A 16,961-nucleotide genomic window follows, 5' to 3' on the forward strand; every position below is an offset into this window, starting at 1 on the left:
GTGAGACAATGCGCTTTCAGTCGTTGCGGTTAGCTCGTTGTGCTTTGGTAGTCGCTCTTTGCGTGGTGTCCTCGCTTTTTTCTCGCTATGCCCAGGGAGTGGTTCCTTTCAGTGTTCTGCCTTTTGTTGTGGTTCTTTCTGGATGGTTACTTCGGCCACAAGAAGCATTCTGGTCCCTCTCAGCCTATGTCCTGCTGGGTCTTTTGGGGTTGCCAGTTTTTGCATCACCGCCTTTTGGAGGTCCCACCTATTTGTTTAAGCCTACTTTCGGTTTTCTGCTGGGTTTCATCCTGGGAGCCTTTTTAATTTCCGCCCTAAAGGATAAGAAGTTTTTCAGAAGAAGCATACTGGGAGTAATTTTCCTTTCAGAGTTGGGGATGCTCATTATTTATCTTCCAGGTCTTTTTTACCTATGGTTGGCTTTTTCTTTGTTTATGGGAAGGCCCATCGGCTTTAATCAGGTTTTGCAGATTGGTTTTTATCCTTTTCTGGGCTTCGATGTTGTGAAGGCGTTCCTGGCAGGGATGTTGTTCTGGAAGACCAAGGACCGAATAGCTGCGTAGGTGTTTTTTATTCCTTTTTAGAAGATACCCGACCCTTAACTCCTTTGTGAAGACCAGAATCTCTTTTGTTCATTAAAAATACCTCGTTAGGTCTAAAGTTTTTGGGGATTTGGCCGATATATATTAAAAAGCAAGAAGGGAGGTTTCTTGGTTGAGAATAAAGACTAAGGTATCACTTTCTTTCTTTATCCTGGCTTTGCTGACGGCTTTTTGTGGGGGGTTTGCGATTTATTCTTTTATGGAGGTTAAAACCTCTTTGCAGGGAGTTCGTCAGGAAGTTCCTCTTTTAATGGTTGTTTCTCGCCTCAAGGATTTGATTGCCGAAAATCAGGCCCTGGTAGCGCTTTATCTGCAGGAGAAGGACCTGAATGCCCTGGAATCGCTGGAGGAAGATTTTGTACGGGTGGACGATCGCTTTATGACTTATTTCGAGGTTTTGCGTCTGGGCAGCGATTCCGAGGAATTTAAAAAGTCGGACTATTATACAATATGGCAACAGGAGAAATTCCCCTATCCCCTGCAAGCTGTTCCTCAGGATAACCCTCTTTATCGCTCTATTCAAACTGCAAGGAGTGTTTACATCGAAAGCCGCATTACTTCACAGGATGTTCGGGAAGCCTGGCGAGAATGGCTCTCCATTCAGAAGGAACGAAGTATGGCTTCTTTAAGCATGGATGAACCTCTGGAGGTGATTACCAGGTTCATAAAGGCTGTAAGTGGTGCCGTGGAAAACTTGTCGGATCCCTTGCGTAACGTTTACTACCTCGCTTTCCGATTTGCTGCAACCGACGACCCCGAAGGGAGAATCGGCGCTTCTATCGACTCCTACCTACAAGCCCTGGAAAGGGACCTTGCTAATTCTCCCATGCTTTCGGATGCAAAAAAGGAAGAGCTCACCGGCTTGATGGCTACCTTGGCTGAAAAGTGGAAAAGCTTGCAGTCAGCGATACGGGGAGAAGGGGATAGCAATGTGGATTCGGCATTTCTGGAGTTCTACCGGGCTTACAATAAAGCTTTTGATGCTTTACAGGGACTGCGTCTGGATTCTTACATAGAAGAGCTCCAGGCGCTTTCTGCGGGGTCCAAAAATTTCCTGATCCTCTCGGATCCAGACAAAAAAGAGGAAGAACGTAAAAAAGTCGAAGCTACTTTAACTCTTCTGGACGGCTTCCTACAGGGTACTTTTGCAGAAACCTATGCTCCCGGATCAGTCGATACGGTGATTACAGAGCGCTGGAAGCCCCTTAAGGAAGCCTGGCGCAAGGTAGTACAAATGGATGGCTATCTCAGCTTGCTCGATAGCCAACTTGAAAATGCTCTGGTGTCTTCAGAGGGTGCCCAGACCAAAATTAGCGAATCCATAGACGCTCTATACCAAACAGTGCTTGACAACTTCAACGGAGCACTGCTCTCGCTTCAGACAGTTAAAGACAGGATGAATCGGATTCTTTATTTCATAGTCGGGTTTGTGATTGTTCTGGCGATTTTGCTGGGGACGTTGCTCACCCGAAGCATTATAAAGCCCTTGAACCGCGGAGTGGCCTTTGCCCAGGTTCTTGAAAAAGGAGATCTTACTCAAAACATTCAGGAAAAGCGTAAAGATGAAATGGGAATTCTTTTCCGTTCTCTCAACGCTGCTTCCTCGGCATTGCGAGAGTTTATGAGTGAGGTAGCCCAATCCGGACAGGAAATCATGAAGGCCATGGAAACCCTGGAACACAGCTCGGAAGAGATTTCCCACACTGGAGAACAGATTGCGCAGACCATTTCCCAAGTCGCTAAGGGTTCTGAGGAGCAGAGTCAGTCGCTGAGTGGAGTATCTCAGGATATGGAACGGCTGGTGGAGCAAGTGAAGAATATGGCTGCTCAGCTCCTGAAACAGTCTGAACAGGCTTCGCAAGCTCTGGATGAGGTGGACAGGGTGCTGGAGAGTGTCGGGTTGACTGGAGGCAATATTCAGGAAGTTAGAGAAGCTGCTTCACAGGCTTTCTCAGCTACTGAAAAAGGTCAGGGCACTCTGGAAGAAGTTGTCTCGGCTATGGAGGAAATTAAGGAGTCAGTGAGTTCGGTTGGGAAAATTGTTGAAGAGCTGGGGCGAAGCTCTCGAGAAATTGGAAGTATTACAGATTTGATAACTGGTATAGCCGAAGAAACCAACCTTCTTGCTTTGAATGCAGCCATTGAGGCAGCCAGAGCTGGAGATGCTGGACGAGGTTTTGCCGTGGTGGCTGAAGAAGTGAGAAAACTGGCTGAAGAGTCTGCCCAGGCTGCGCAACGTATTGCCAAACTCATTTCTGAGGTTCAGAAGGAAGCCGAAAAGGCGGTGAAGTCCATGAATGAAAGTCAAGAAAGGGTAGAGAAAGGAAGCCAGGCTGTATCCAGCGTACAAGAAGCCTTTGGCGATATCTATAATACTAATCAGGTGGTAACCCGGGAAGTTGAAGCCATAGCTCAATCTTTCTCAAGAGTTGATGAATCGTCACGTCGCATTGCAGAAATCATTAAAGAAATGGCTTCTATCTCCAGAGACAGCTACTCAAAGACCCAGGAAATTGTAGCTCTGTCTCAGGAAGTTTTTGGAAACTTAAACGACGTAGCTTCGATTTCTGAAGAAAACGCAGCTTCTGCTGAAGAGGTGGCAGCTTCAGCAGAAGAACAAAACGCTGCACTTCAGGAAATGAACAGGACCATTCAGGAGACTGCCAGGATTGCTGAAGCTCTGGAGGAAGATCTGAGAAAATTCAAAATCTGAAGCACCAGATTGGACTTTCTGCAGGCAGGGGAAACAACCTATTCCTGTTTCCCCTGCCTGGTTTTCAATCATTTTTTGCATAAAAAGAAGAAAGCCAACCCTCTTTCTGGGCTTTCCCAATGAACTCGGCGATCTTCTCTTCTTTTTTGGAAGGTAAAGTTAAGGAAACCTTCAAGAGTTTGCTGTCTATATCCATAGTTCCCTCGTTCCCAACTACTGATTGAAGACGAGCGATAAAGAGATTGAAATAGACAGGATCTACCTCAAAGGCAAAGTGTATTTGTGGTTTAAATTCCTGAGTACCTGATTTCGCAAGAACAAGCTGAGCTGCCTCTCCGTAAGCTTTAATGAGCCCTTTTACACCCAGCTTTTTTCCGCCAAAGTAGCGCACTACAACCACCATGGTGTTGGTAAGCTGATATTTTTTTATGGCTCCAAGAATAGGTCTTCCAGCGCTTCCTGGTGGTTCACCGGCATCAGAGGCAAACTCTTCCACTTTTTCTGCACCTATCCGCCAGGCAAAGCAGTGATGGGTGGCATCGGGAAATTCCCTGACCATCTCTTTGAGGACTTTGCGAGCCTCCTGAGGGCTGGTAACCCGGAAACTCTTTGCTATGAATCTGGAACGTTCGATATTCAGTGTTGCTTCACTTTCCTGAGCTATAGTTTGTGGCATTTTCAAACTCCTCTGTTTCAGATATATTATAATGCATCTTCGAAAGGTTGAATTACTTTATGAATATTAGTATAATTGTTTATACGTAATGGAGGTAATGAGAAATGAGAAAACTACTTGATGAAAGCAGTCCAGTACCTCTTTATCATCAGTTGAGCCAGATTTTGCGTGAAAAAATCGAAAGTGGAGAGTGGAAAGAAGGAGATAAAATACCCACCGAGCTTGATTTATGTAAAGAATATGGCCTGAGTAGGGGCACAGTGGCTCAGGCTCTCCGGGAACTCGAGCTTGAGGGACTTATCTACCGCAAGCAAGGTCGGGGTACTTTTGTGGCCGAGAAGAAAATATCTCAGGACCTTTCTCATTTTTACAGCTTTGCGAAGGACTTGCAGGAGCGAGGAGTTGTGCTTTCGTCGAAGGTGTTACGGATGGAGGTTGTGCAAGCCCCCTCTTCGGTTAAAGGAAAGCTTTCTATTTCCGAGGATAGAGTGTTTTTGATCGAAAGACTTCGCTTTGCAGATGACCTTCCCGTTATCCTGGAAAGAATTTACTTACCGTTTTCTTTTAAAGAAATATCGCATGAAGTTACTGCCCTTGAGCGAGGAGCTATCTATGACCTTTTTTCCAAAATGGGGGTGAAGGTAAGTCGGGCAAGAGAAGAGTTTGAGGTGGTGAGAATGAATCAACAGGAAGCGGCGCTTTTTGGCGTGGAAGAAGGATTTCCTGCACTTTTAGTGAGAAGAATTACTTTTGATGAGAATGAGGTTCCTTTTGAATACAGAAAAAGCATCATAAGGGCTGACCAATGCCGCTACAGCGTGGAGCTCAAGGCTTGAGTAAAAGAAAGAAAAGAAGGATTTTGATGCAGCTCTTTTTTTCTTTTTTGAAAATCGGGGCTTTCACCTGGGGTGGAGGCTATGCCATGTTGCCTCTCATCAAGCAGGAACTGGTGGAGAAAAGGAATTTTCTAAGTGAAGAAGAGTTTATCGAAGGTGTCTCTGTCGCCCAGAGCCTTCCGGGAGCAATTGCCATAAATACTGCTTGTTTCGTTGGTAGAAAGCTGGCTGGAGGAAGTGGAGCTCTGGTATCACTTTTGGGTTCAGCCCTTCCTTCTTTTGTGGTTATTTTAGTTCTGGCCACTCTTTTTTTACGTTATAAAGAAATTTTGCTTGTGAAAAGATTTTTTTATGGAGCTACTCCAGCCATTGCTGCGCTCATTGGAGGAGCCATTGTGGATCTTGGGAAAAGCGCCTTGAAGCAAATTGAAGAAGTCATTGTTGCCGTTTTACTTTTTCTCTTTGTGTTCTTTTTTGATGTGCATCCTCTCTGGATTGTGGTTTTGGGCGGACTTGTGGGTCTGGTGAGAAAACGATGATTTATTTGCAACTTTTTCTTGCTTTCTTACGAGTGGGTTTTTTTGCCTTTGGAGGAGGTGCGGCAGCACTTCCCCTTATTGAAAAAGAAGTGGTGGAGAATTATCACTGGCTGCAAAACGGAGAATTTTTGGAGCTGGTTACCCTCTCTGAGCTTTCTCCAGGACCCATCGGGATCAATTCAGCCACTTACGCTGGCTTCAAGGTGGCTGGTTTCTGGGGTGCCCTTGTGGCCACCATAGCCTTTTGTTTTCCTTCTTTTTTGCTAGTTTTTCTGGTGTATCGCTTTCTTTCCGTTTTTGAGCACGACAGTAGAGTGCAGAGTTTCCTGCGAGGTTTACGACCTGCAGTTCTGGCTCTGATGGGTATGGCCTGTTATTCCATTGCCCACCGAGGAATAAAGGATTGGTTTACCGTTTTTGTAGCTATCCTGGCTTTCTTTTTGATTTATTACCGGAAAATGGACCCCATTCTGGTGCTTCTTTTGTGCGGTTTGGTGGGAATTTTAACAGGGTTGACAGGTCTGAAGTTAGGAATATAATTATAAATGATAATTTGTATATACAAAGGAGGCAGAACTGGTGCGATTTTCTCGATTGTTTGATCCGCTCAAAGGTTTATTGGTAAAAGAACCTTTAGGTACGGGAAAGGGTTGGTGGGCTGGTGCTCCTGGTGCTTTTTATGATCAAGAAACAAGACTTTTTTATCTTTTTTATAGATTGCGCAAACCAAGAGAGGGCGAGAAAGGAGGACGGGGGTTTGAAGGCAGGATAGCGATAAGCTCAGATGGTATTAACTTCAAAGATGTTTGGTCAGTTCAAAAGGAAGAACTAGATACTCCTTCCTTGGAAAGGGGGGCAATACTGAAGGGCAAAGAGGGAAAATGGCTTTTGTATCTTAGTTACGTTAATCCTGTCGACAATCGTTGGAAAATCGATGTTATAGAGAGTAGTTCTCCAGATTCTTTCCGCGTTGATAAAAGAGTGGAAGTTTTGACTGCTCAAAAAACGGGTACAGAAGGAGTAAAAGATCCTCGTGTCTATACTTTTGGACATGCATATTACATGTTAGTGAGTTATGCAGACGTTGATAGATCAGCAGAGTTGAGCCCTGAAGAACTACACTCTACTGCGGATGCATATAATACAGGTTTAATCAGATCTTGCTCAGGGTTAGCTGTTAGTATGGATGGGATTGCTTTTGAGTGGTTGGGGGGTGTTTTATTTCCTACAAAAGGAAGGTGGGATGCGTATGCGAGTCGTCTGAACTCTGTAATTTATGTTCCTCCGGTTTTCGTAGGATTCTATGATGGAGCAAGGGATGTTACTGAAAACTACGAGGAGAAAACCGGCATTGCTCAGTCGACTGATTTTTTTCATTGGCACAAGATTTCTACAGAAGGTCCGGCGCTTGTTTCTCCATATGCGAGTGGTTCCCTTCGTTATGTGGACGCAGTTGTAGCAGATAAAAAGTTATGTTTTTACTTTGAATGGGCTAGAGAAGATGGATCTCATGAGTTGCGTGTAAGCTTTGTTAATTTAGCATAAACAAAAAGGAGGGATTATTATGGAAAAAATGGTTGTCGTGCTTTTGGTAAGTCTTTTAATTTTGCTCTCTTTTGTGGCAAATGCTCTGGCGGGTGATGCTGTAAAAGTGGTATTAGGTATTTCGCCTCGGGAGGTTGGAAATGTCTTGCCAGACTTGTTGGAAGAATTTGAGAGAGAGAATCCTCAAATAAACGTAGAATGGATGAAGGTTCCGGGAGTACCCGGGGAACAACATAGTTTGTATGTAACCAACCTCCTTGGTGGAAGCCCGACCCCCGATGTTATAGCTATCGACATGATCTGGGGTGGAGAATTCGCTGCCAATGGTTGGGCCAGGCCGTTAAACGATTTCTTTTCTGAAAAAGCGCGTGAAGATTTTATTGATGTCGCGTTAGACCCTGTTCTTCTAAACGGAAAAGTTTACGGCGTTCCTCTTTATATAAACGGCATACACTTCTTTTACAGAAAAGACCTGTTGGACAAGTATGGACTTGAAGTGCCAGCTACTTGGGAAGATGTGGTAGAAAGCTCTAAAAAGGTCCTGGCAGGAGAGAAAGACGAGAACTTGGTTGGTTTGGTAAGTATGTGGGCGAGGATAGAGGGCTTATTCATGAATTATCTCCAGTTTTTCTGGGGAGCGGGAGGAGAATTTTTTGATCCTTCAGGTAAGGTTCTTGTCAATGGCCCAGAGGGACTCAAGGCTCTCCAGTTTATGGTAGATTTGCTCTATAAACACAAAATGGTTCCTGAGAGCGTACTTACTTATAAACCAGATGATGCGAGGGTTCTTTTCCAACAAGGCAGATCTATTTTTATGGTGGTACAGAGTTATGTTTGGCCGATGCTTAATGCCAGTGATTCAAACGTTGCTGGAAAAGTGGATTTTCAGCGAGTGCCTTATTTTGAAGGACATCCTGAGACCAGAACCATTTGTTTGGGCGGTTGGAATCTGGTTATCAATCCTTATTCTAAACATCCGGAAGAAGCATGGAAGCTTGTAAGTTTCCTTACTAACCTAGAATCTCAGCTCAAACTTACTCTTCATACGGGTAATTTAAGCGCCAGGAAATCGGTTTTTGAACAACCAGAGGTACTTTCGGAAGGTAAGACAGCACTAAAGATGTTTGAACAATACATGAAAGCAGGAAATGTACGCCCCTCCTCGTTGAGTGGTAGCAAATATCCCCAGTTATCAGATATAATGCAGTCTAGTATTCATTCGGCTTTGCTTTTGGAAAAGCAACCGCAAGAAGCTTTGGAAGATGCTGCAAAGAAGATAGAAGAACTGATGTCTGAGTGATCAATTCCAGTTTACAGGGGGATAGTTGTTGCCCCCTGTAAACTCTTATTTAAGAAGGAGGAACAAAAGCATTGACAAAAGTCCATGTGTATAAACGTGAATGGCTGTTGTTTTTGCCTCTTTTTGGGTTGCTCATTTTCGTGATGATATTCCCTACTTTCTATACTTTCCTTCTTAGTTTTAGTCGTTTTTCTTTATTGGGTAATAAATTGGTTTTATCTGGTTTAAAAAATTATTCGAGCCTGATAAATGATGAAGAATTTTGGGTTTCTCTCAAAAACAGTGTTCTGTTCACAGGCATTACTGTACCATTTGAACTGGTATTGGGCTTGTTTTTGGCTTTGTGGTTAAACAGGCAATTTAGGGGTAAATACCTGGTAAGAGCGGCGCTTCTTTTGCCTTGGGCTATTCCTACGGCCCTGAACGCAGTTGTTTGGCGCTGGATGTACAATACTGACTATGGAATTTTTAATGACTTGCTTTTAAGAGTTGGTTTAATCCGAGCAGGCATCAATTGGCTTGGACAAATTCCTCTTGCAATGATTTCTATGATGATTGTCGCAATATGGAAAACTAGTTCTTTCATGGCTCTAATACTTCTGGCAGGTTTACAATCTATCCCTAATGAAGTTTACGAAGCTGCTCTTATTGATGGTTCCACAAAGTGGACTACCTTCAAGTCTATCACGCTTCCTCTTTTGAAGCCGGCGATTTTGGTTTCTTTACTTTTCAGAACTATGGATGCTTTTAGGAGCTTTGATTTGCCTTTTAACTTAACCCAAGGAGGTCCTGTTAATTCTACGGAAACCCTGAGTCTTTATGCTTACAAAGTTTCTTTTCAGTTTCTTAAATTTGATTATGCTGCTTCGGTTATCATTGTACAATTTGCCATTTTATTGGTTTTAAGTATTTTGTATTTGAGATTCCTGGAGGTGGAACTATAGAAATGAAAAATAAAAGGCTTTTAATAATTAATTCTGTTAAAACTCTTTTTGTAAATTTACTTTTGATTTTAGTTTTTTTCTTTCCTGTCGTATGGATTTTTTTAACTTCTTTAAAGACTCAGAGCGAGATTTATGCTTTTCCTATAAGTTACTGGCCTCGAAAAATCACACTGGAGAATTATCATCTGGTTTTACGCGGTTCCGGATTTTCACGTTATTTGATTAATAGTTTAATTGTTTCTTTGGGTACCACTCTTTTGGTTGTGTTGCTTGCTTTCTTAGGCGCTTACTTTTTTGCAAGAACCAAGTTGAAAGGAAGAAAGCCTTTGCTATTGTTTGTGCTTATGATTTCTATGTTCCCACCTATTGCAGTAGCTCCGCCGCTTTTCATCTTTTTTAGAAAACTAGGTTTAATAAATAATTATCTAGGCTTAATTTTGGCGCATGGCGGTCTTTTTTCTCCAATAGCTGTATGGATTTTGACAAATTTTCTCAGGAGTGTACCTTTTGAATTAGAAGATGCAGCTAAAGTTGATGGATGCGGTGTTCTAGGGATGATTAAGAATGTTATATTACCCCTCTCTTTACCCGGTTTAGCTGCTACTTTTCTTATTGTGTTTGTGTTTTCTTGGTGTGAATTTCTGTTATCTCTTGTATTACTTAATCAAAATGCGCTGCGAACAGCCGTAGTTGGGATTGCTCTTTATCCAGGAGAATACGCTTTTCCGTGGGAACTTATTAGCACAGCTACTTTTCTAGCGCTTTTACCCATAATATTTTTTGTCTTCGTGTTTCAGAGGTTAATTATAGGGGGCTTAACGGCCGGAGCTATTAAATAAGAAGTTTAGCCGATTAATCTTCGATTTGTCGTTAACAATTGTCGATGTTTAATGTAATAAAATAAACAGAAGCTTAAGGGTATTTTGAGTCTTTCTGCTTGCTTTCTAGTATCGGACGAATCGGAATGGGATACACAGAGATTTTTAGCTTTTTATTGTCTCTATTTTTTGAGAGGAACCCGCTATTATTTCTGTTTTCCTTCAAACCTCCAAAGGAGCAAAAATTATCATTCCCAGCAAGTGTTGAATTTGTGGGGAAAGTTGTTATAATTGTTATAACATTATAGGTAATTTTGCAAAGGTCGGACAGAGCACCGTTCCAGTTAAAAAGTGAATTTCCGCCTTGCCTTTTTGATGGGCAAGTTTCTTACAGTAAGGCCTTTGAGAGATGGTGATAATTGGTTTTGCAGGTGTAAAATTTTGAATAGGAGGTGATGATATAAGGAGAGTTAAAAAACATACTTTCTGGTAACCGAGAAAAAAAACAAATTTTGAAGGAGGTTTTAGTGATGACCAAAACACGTAACTTTAAGAAGGTCATGCTAGTGGTTTCAATATGTGCCCTTTTCCTGCTGGGTTTGGGAGTACAGGCTTTTGCCAAACTTCCGGTAGTAGGTATTTCTACTGGTTCTTCGGGTACTTCTTGGCGAACCATTATGATTAACTCGTTAGAACAGGTGGGTAATGAGTACAAGGCAGCGGGTAAAATCGCCGACTACAAAATTGTGAACAATGTTGTCAATGGTGACGCTACTGAACAAGCCAACATCATTCGTGACTTCATCGCTCAGGGCGTTGACATCATCCTGGTTAACCCCAACTCTCCCACCGCACTGAACGGAGTTATTAAAGAAGCCCAGGAAGAAGGCATACTGGTGGTAGCTTTTGATGCCACTGTTACCGCTCCAGACGTTGTAAATGTGACCCTTGACCACTATGCATGGCACAAAAAGAATGTAGAATGGCTTTGTTCGACTCTCCAGAAAGGGAACATCATTCAGATTTACGGACTTGAAGGACATCCAGCAAACATTGACCGCATGAAGGCTGCTTCGGACGTGCTCAAAAATTATCCCGATATCAAGCTCATTGCTTCTACCAGTGGTTACTGGGATCAGACCAAAGCTAAAGAAGTGGCTTCTCAAATCATTGCTTCCGGCCAGCAGATAGACGGCGTAATTACTCAGGATGGAATGGCTTACGGCGTGCTTTCTGCTTTCCTTGATGCTGGAAAACTACCCAAGGCAATGATTGGAGACCCAGGTACGGCATTCTTTAAAGAATGGAAGAGACTGCGTGATGAGGGTGCAGAGTTTAAGGCCTGCGCTCAGCCTAATCCTCCGGGAATAGGTGGTACTGCCTTTAGAATCGCCTTGCAGCTTTATAACGGCAAGAAATTTAAACCGGGTGTTTTGAAGGACAACACTTACTTCTACAAGGTAAGCATGTTCATAACCGATGAAAACTTTGAGGAAGGTTGGGAACTCCTCAAAGACAAGCCCGATGATTATCTCTTGAACGAAATTATGTCGGAGGAAGAAGTAGCAGCACTCTTTGAATAAACAAATAAAGATAGCAAAAAACAGGGTCGTCCACGTGGACGACCCTGTTTTTTGAACTTTTAAAAGGGTGATCGAGCTTGGTAATACTTGAGGCAAAAGGTATAAAGAAGTATTTTGGAGGCGTTGTGGCGCTTTCCAATGGGAATTTGAAGTGCAGAAAAGGTCGGATAACCGGTCTTTTGGGAGCCAATGGGTCTGGAAAAAGCACTCTTTCCAAAATCATTGCTGGGGTATACCGTGCGGATGCTGGAGAGATAATATACGAAGGTAAAGCGGTACATTATAGAAATCCGCATGAAGCAAGGCAAAACGGTATTGCTCTTGTCTTCCAGAACCTGAGTCTGGTTCCAGACCTTACTGTTTGGCAAAATATTGTTTTAGGTATGGAGAAAAACCGAGGCCTGTTCCTTGAAAACGAAGAGGCAAGAGCGCTCTCCAGAGCAATTCTTGAGAATTTGATGCCCGACCTGGACATAGAAAAAAGGGTTTACCAGCTGTCTCCGAGCGAGATGCAGGTGGTGGAAATTGCTAAAGCTATTTCAAGCAACCCCAGGCTCCTTATCCTTGACGAGCCTACCGCAGCACTGGAGCAGCATGAGGTTAAAAATCTTTTTGAGTATATGCGAAAGCTGGCTAATGAGGGCGTGGCCATGATTTTTACCTCGCACCGTTTGTGGGAAGTGATGGAGATATGCGATGATGTTACCATATTCAGAAATGGTGAAGATGTGGCCACCATTGATTTCGATAAAGAAGAAAAAGACCCTGATAAAATTATAGGATATATCACTGGAGAAACTAAAAAAGCGAGTTTTAAGGTGGATCATGGAACACTCAGCGGTCAGGTGTTGCTTGGCGTAAAGATAAGACCCAAAAGCAAAAATAGTGTTCTCAAGGACATTGACCTGGAGTTGCGAAAAGGAGAAATTCTGGGTATCGGAGGGCTTGCTGGTCAGGGCCAGAACGAACTCATGTACGCCCTGGCAGGTAGTTACCCCTTTGTTCGTTGTGAGGTAGACCTTGAGGGAAGGAATTTTCTTATTAGCAAACCAGGTGATGCTATTCAGAACGGCATAGTGCTTGTTCCAGGAGACAGACAGAGAGAAGGCCTTTTTTTAGAGCATTCTGTCTATGAGAACCTGGTTTTTCCCAAGTTTGGTCTTCCCGACCATCCTCCTTTTATACCGGAGAAAGAATACCGCACCGAGTGCGAGCAAATAGTAAACATACTTTCCATAAAAACACCTGGTCTTGATGCTCCGGTGAACACTCTTTCTGGTGGTAATCAGCAGAAGGTCGTGGTGGGTAAGTGGCTTTCTTTTGACATCAGAATTCTTCTTTTAGCTGACCCGGCTAAGGGAGTGGACGTTGGAGCTAAAAGGGATCTTTATGAATACATTGTAAAACTGGCCAGAGATAAAGGAGTTGGGGTTATTCTCTATGCCAGCGATAACGAAGAGTTGGTTGAGCATTGCGATCGGGTGCTGATTATGTATGAAGGAGAAATTGTGGCCAGCCTTGCCGGAGAAGAAATCAGCGACGATGCTATAACCGCTGTTTCTATGCGGGTGAAGCGATGACTGCAAAGGAGTGGCAATGATGAGAAAAGTCGAAGCACTTTCTGGAACTTCTCTTTTGAAGGGCGCGTTTTTAAAGCCCGAAACTTCCAGTCTTTTGATCCTGGTTGCTATGTTCATTATAACTGCAGTGTTGCAGGAAAATTTTTTTGAAACCAGGTCCATCATAAGAAACATCAATGCCTTTGCTCCTCTTATTCTTCTGGCCATGGGTCAGGCTGTGGTGATTGTTTCGGGTGGGCTTGATCTATCCCAGGGCACAGCGCTTTCTCTTCTCACCTGTGTTTTGACCACGGTGATGCGAACTGATAACCCAGTGACAGGGGTTTATGCACTTTTTGCAGCTTTCGCAGTGGCTGTTTTAACCGGTGTCATAAATGGTATTGGTATAGGGTATTTGAGAATACCTCCGGTGATTGTTACCTTTGCCACCTCTTATCTCTGGTTGGGTTGGGCTCTATTTTTGCGACCTACTCCTGGTGGGGAAACCGTAGACTGGTTCCGTGTTTTTTACAGAATGCGTAGCGTAGAGGGTCTTCCTGCTTTTCTCAGATCGCTGGATTACTTTGTCCCTCCATCTTTGTTTCTGGTACTTGTGGGTTGTTTTTTGTGGTTTTTGATCAGCAAGACCAGGACTGGTCGCTATATTTATGCTGTAGGTAGCAATGCAGAAAGCGCTTACTATAGCGGCATAGATACTGCAAGGACGCAGTTATTGGCCTGTGTGATTAATGCGATTTTTATTTTCCTGGCGGCTTTATTCTTCGTTGCTCAGAACCAGACTGGGGATGCACGGATGGGTGGTCCGCTTACCTTACGATCCATAGCAGCAGTGGTTGTGGGAGGCATTGCTCTCTCAGGGGGAAAAGGCAGTATATATTTTGCTCTAGTAGGAGCTTTAATTCTCAGCTTTGTGAGTAAAATAATCTTTTTTGCAAATATCCCCAATGCTTACCAGACGCTGGTTTCTGGAATAATTGTCATTGCTGCCATCGCTGGTCCTGCCTATATGACCATAACCAAGGAAGAGCGTTGAAAGGGAGAAAGAAAAATGAAGGATACCATTGGTAAAGTGGCTTTAATTCAGCTCTGGTATGAAAAGTATAAAAAAATACTGGTCGTTTTGGTGCTGATTTTGGCCATATTCATTTTTGGAGAAATAACCCTGCCTACCGGATTCTTAAGCATTGGTCAGATTCTGATTACTGCCAAATTGGCTTCGTTTACTGCTCTTTTCGGGCTTTGTCAGATGATTGTTATAGCTGGTGGAGGAGAAGGCCTTGACTTATCTGTAGGTTACAACGCAACTTTAACCGCGGTGGTTACGGCAAGCATTATGAATGGAAGCAATGGCAACCTGTGGCTGGCTGTTCTGGTTGCGCTGGGTTTTGGGATAGCCATAGGCATGGCCAATGGTGCTCTTGCTTCCTATTTGAGGCTTCCGCCTTTGGTGGTTACTCTGGCCATGGCCGATATATTGCAGGGCATAGTTAATGCTTATGTTGCAGGAAAAGCCATCACTGGAAGGCCCTCACCCATCCTAACTTTGATGGCTGCCAAGTCCACCGGTGAGTTTCCCAACATTCTTTTTGTCTTAATTCCCGTAGCGGTATTGGCGACCATTGCTTTCAACAATACAAAATGGGGTCAAATACTGTTTGGGGTGGGTGCCAACGAGCGTACTGCTTATTTGAGCGGGATTAACGTTAAAAAGGTACGGTTTGCTGCCTTTACAGTAAGTGGCACTTTAGCCAGCTTGGTTGGTCTACTTTTACTCGGTAATATGGGTATCGCCTTTAAGGACATGGGCTCTAATTATGTTTTGCCAAGCATAGCGGCTGTGGTTCTTGGTGGAGTGCCACTGAGCGGTGGTGGTGGTAATTATTTAGGCGTCATTATGGGAGCCATATTCTTGCAGGCTTTGACCAACCTTTTGGTCGCTTTTGGTCTTGGTGACGCGGCCAAATGGGTTACTTTCGGGATCATTCTCTTCGTCATGCTTAGCTTTTATGCCAGCAACGTACGCAGGAGGTAAGGTTAGGCGAGGAGGAGAAAGCGCTTTGTGTTCTGTCGCTGAAGATTACCTTTGGTGTTGGAACACAGGAGTTTAAGTAAAGCCGTTTGGTCGAAATCACTGCGTTCTGCTTCATAGTGGAGGTAGAATACCGTTGTTGGTTGCAATATTTACTTCGCCCCGAAGAAAGGATTCGTATTGCTTTATTAAATTACCTTCCTGCTTCCAACGCCTTGTTTCCCTTTCTGTAGCATTTGGGTGGTCTTCTAATCGCATTCCTCCGAAGCACTCAATCCTGATTCACTCTGTGCCTCACTCGCTGAACTTGCGTGTCTTCACGGTTTGAGCAAGAAAGCAAAGCTGTGCTTAGAAGTCTTGGGGTTTTCCAAAAAAGCACTCAGTATCTGTCACCTAAAGAAGATACAAAATAGCTAGAAATACTTATTACTGCTGGAAGAAGAAATTCAATCCCAGAACCTGAAGAATCTGGAAGATTTATTCCGAAAACTCAGGAAGGTGTGCAAACCCCAATGGTCCTTGGAGCTTGTAGAACGAGTTCAAAAACTCTGAGGAAACCCAGAGGTTTAAAGCCTTAACACCCCGAAGAACTCCTCCATCCTGTGCCCTGAATATCCGCTTTCTTCCTGGAAGAAGTTACTACCAGTTCACTGCCAGGTATGTGGTTCCTCATTTTGCCTTTTCCGTTTTGCACTCAAGAAGCTACCTCTTCTCTGGCTAAGAACTTCCTGAAAGAGTTGCTTGGGTACAGTCCCTTTCCAGTAAAAGTCATTCAGGTGGATGGGGAAGTGAGTTTTATGGTGAATTTGAAGAAGTCTGCAAAGAGAAGATGAAGTTGAGCTGGAAACCATGCGGTTTCACCTGAGGAGGTGAACAGAAAAAGTAGATAACAAGAAAAGGTTACCCTGGAGTTTGAGTAGAGGAACCTGGAGATATTTATAAATATTAACTGGACTGATTAAGTGCTCCACATGGTGTAGACTTAAACGTTTGATTATTGCCCCCGACGAAGTACTGTTTGATACTCAGTTGGTTCAAAAAATAAGGTGTTTTCTGGAAAAAGGTGGAAAGCTGATTTTGAGCCACGAGTCTGGATTGGATATAAATAAGAAAGATTTTGCCTTGCCCGAGCTGGGACTTAGCTATCTTGGTCCCTCGCCTTTCGAGCAGGAATATCTGCGGATAAGCGAAGTTTTACCGTCGCTGGATCAAAAGTACGACTATATTCTTTATGAACGAGGAAGTAGAGTTTCGCTACTTTCTGAGAAGGGAGAAATCCTGGGAAGGTTGGTCCGCCCCTACTTTAACCGGAGTTGGAAAGCCTTTTGTTCGCACGGACAGACTCCGCCTGCAGAGCTTACCGAGGAACCAGCCATTGTTCAGATTGGGGGGGTAATTTACATTACCCATCCTATTTTCGCTATGTACAGAAAGTGGGCTTATCCGGTGTACAGAAAGGTTGTTGGAGGTTGTATCGATAGGCTTTTGCCATTTCCTCTGGTTAGGGTTTCCAATTTTCCAGTTTCAGGAGAAATAACAGTACTCCGTAAAGAGAGTTCCCTTTTGCTACATCTACTGTATTTTCCCATCGCCGGCAAGGGAGAATTGCAGGTGGTAGAAGACCTTATACCCTTGCAAGATGTAAGGATTTCTTTAAGAGTTGATTTTAATGTTGAAAGGATAAGATGTATCCCTGAGGATCAGATCTTACCTTTTCAGCAAGACGGAAAGTACATAAGCTTTACGGTTCCTAAAATTGAAGGACACCAGATGATTATCGTTGAATAGGCGCTGGC

At 43.5% G+C, this 16,961-nt stretch carries 16 protein-coding genes; 15 read left to right on the forward strand and 1 reads right to left on the reverse strand.

Annotated elements, in window-relative coordinates; translation table 11 throughout:
• Window positions 1-8: 8 nt before the first annotated feature.
• Together ACKTT1_RS00075 and ACKTT1_RS00080 are read left to right on the forward strand one after the other, a co-directional pair.
• Entirely contained in the window at window positions 9-563 is a 555-nt protein-coding gene (locus tag ACKTT1_RS00075; RefSeq protein ID WP_412709705.1) for a biotin transporter BioY, read from the forward strand.
• Between the two features lie 151 nt (window positions 564-714).
• Entirely contained in the window at window positions 715-3,315 is a 2,601-nt protein-coding gene (locus ACKTT1_RS00080) for a methyl-accepting chemotaxis protein (RefSeq protein ID WP_412709706.1), read from the forward strand.
• A gap of 64 nt (window positions 3,316-3,379) precedes the next feature.
• On the opposite strand, the gene ACKTT1_RS00085 is transcribed toward ACKTT1_RS00080, so the two are convergent.
• Window positions 3,380-3,991, reverse strand: coding sequence for an IMPACT family protein (locus tag ACKTT1_RS00085; RefSeq protein WP_412709707.1), 612 nt, complete (start codon window positions 3,989-3,991; stop codon window positions 3,380-3,382).
• A gap of 104 nt (window positions 3,992-4,095) precedes the next feature.
• On the opposite strand from ACKTT1_RS00085, the gene ACKTT1_RS00090 reads away from it, so the two are divergent.
• From ACKTT1_RS00090 to ACKTT1_RS00150, 13 genes are all read left to right on the forward strand, one after another.
• Window positions 4,096-4,827 (forward strand): GntR family transcriptional regulator, encoded by a 732-nt coding sequence (locus ACKTT1_RS00090; RefSeq protein WP_412709708.1) that lies wholly within the window; start codon window positions 4,096-4,098, stop codon window positions 4,825-4,827.
• A gap of 26 nt (window positions 4,828-4,853) precedes the next feature.
• Window positions 4,854-5,366 carry a chromate transporter gene (locus ACKTT1_RS00095; RefSeq protein WP_412709709.1) on the forward strand — a complete coding sequence of 171 codons (513 nt, stop codon included), beginning with the start codon at window positions 4,854-4,856 and terminating at the stop codon, window positions 5,364-5,366.
• A complete protein-coding gene (locus ACKTT1_RS00100) occupies window positions 5,363-5,905 on the forward strand; it encodes a chromate transporter (RefSeq protein WP_412709710.1) in 543 nt (180 codons plus the stop codon). Before ACKTT1_RS00095 ends, ACKTT1_RS00100 begins: the two co-directional genes overlap by 4 nt.
• Before the next feature lie 40 nt (window positions 5,906-5,945).
• Window positions 5,946-6,911 (forward strand): hypothetical protein, encoded by a 966-nt coding sequence (locus ACKTT1_RS00105; protein WP_369018149.1) that lies wholly within the window; start codon window positions 5,946-5,948, stop codon window positions 6,909-6,911.
• A 19-nt stretch (window positions 6,912-6,930) separates the two neighbouring features.
• Window positions 6,931-8,211: an ABC transporter substrate-binding protein gene (locus tag ACKTT1_RS00110; RefSeq protein ID WP_369018148.1), complete on the forward strand. Its 1,281-nt coding sequence runs from the start codon at window positions 6,931-6,933 to the stop codon at window positions 8,209-8,211.
• Between the two features lie 143 nt (window positions 8,212-8,354).
• Window positions 8,355-9,155, forward strand: a complete 801-nt coding sequence (locus ACKTT1_RS00115; protein WP_412710589.1) for a carbohydrate ABC transporter permease — start codon at window positions 8,355-8,357, stop codon at window positions 9,153-9,155.
• Between the two features lie 2 nt (window positions 9,156-9,157).
• A complete protein-coding gene (locus tag ACKTT1_RS00120) occupies window positions 9,158-9,994 on the forward strand; it encodes a carbohydrate ABC transporter permease (protein WP_412709711.1) in 837 nt (278 codons plus the stop codon).
• A 509-nt stretch (window positions 9,995-10,503) separates the two neighbouring features.
• A complete protein-coding gene (locus tag ACKTT1_RS00125) occupies window positions 10,504-11,556 on the forward strand; it encodes a substrate-binding domain-containing protein (RefSeq protein WP_412709712.1) in 1,053 nt (350 codons plus the stop codon).
• A gap of 77 nt (window positions 11,557-11,633) precedes the next feature.
• Window positions 11,634-13,136 (forward strand): sugar ABC transporter ATP-binding protein, encoded by a 1,503-nt coding sequence (locus ACKTT1_RS00130; RefSeq protein WP_412709713.1) that lies wholly within the window; start codon window positions 11,634-11,636, stop codon window positions 13,134-13,136.
• Between the two features lie 19 nt (window positions 13,137-13,155).
• Window positions 13,156-14,169 (forward strand): ABC transporter permease, encoded by a 1,014-nt coding sequence (locus ACKTT1_RS00135; RefSeq protein WP_412709714.1) that lies wholly within the window; start codon window positions 13,156-13,158, stop codon window positions 14,167-14,169.
• A gap of 15 nt (window positions 14,170-14,184) precedes the next feature.
• On the forward strand, window positions 14,185-15,168 hold the full coding sequence (locus ACKTT1_RS00140; RefSeq protein ID WP_412709715.1) for an ABC transporter permease: 984 nt from the start codon (window positions 14,185-14,187) through the stop codon (window positions 15,166-15,168).
• A 671-nt stretch (window positions 15,169-15,839) separates the two neighbouring features.
• On the forward strand, window positions 15,840-15,998 hold the full coding sequence (locus ACKTT1_RS00145; RefSeq protein WP_412709716.1) for a hypothetical protein: 159 nt from the start codon (window positions 15,840-15,842) through the stop codon (window positions 15,996-15,998).
• 244 nt (window positions 15,999-16,242) lie between these two features.
• Window positions 16,243-16,953: a hypothetical protein gene (locus ACKTT1_RS00150; protein ID WP_412709717.1), complete on the forward strand. Its 711-nt coding sequence runs from the start codon at window positions 16,243-16,245 to the stop codon at window positions 16,951-16,953.
• Window positions 16,954-16,961: the final 8 nt, after the last annotated feature.

This window comes from Atrimonas thermophila (genome assembly GCF_045864955.1).
GTDB classification, from domain to species: domain Bacteria; phylum Atribacterota; class Atribacteria; order Atribacterales; family Thermatribacteraceae; genus Thermatribacter; species Thermatribacter velox.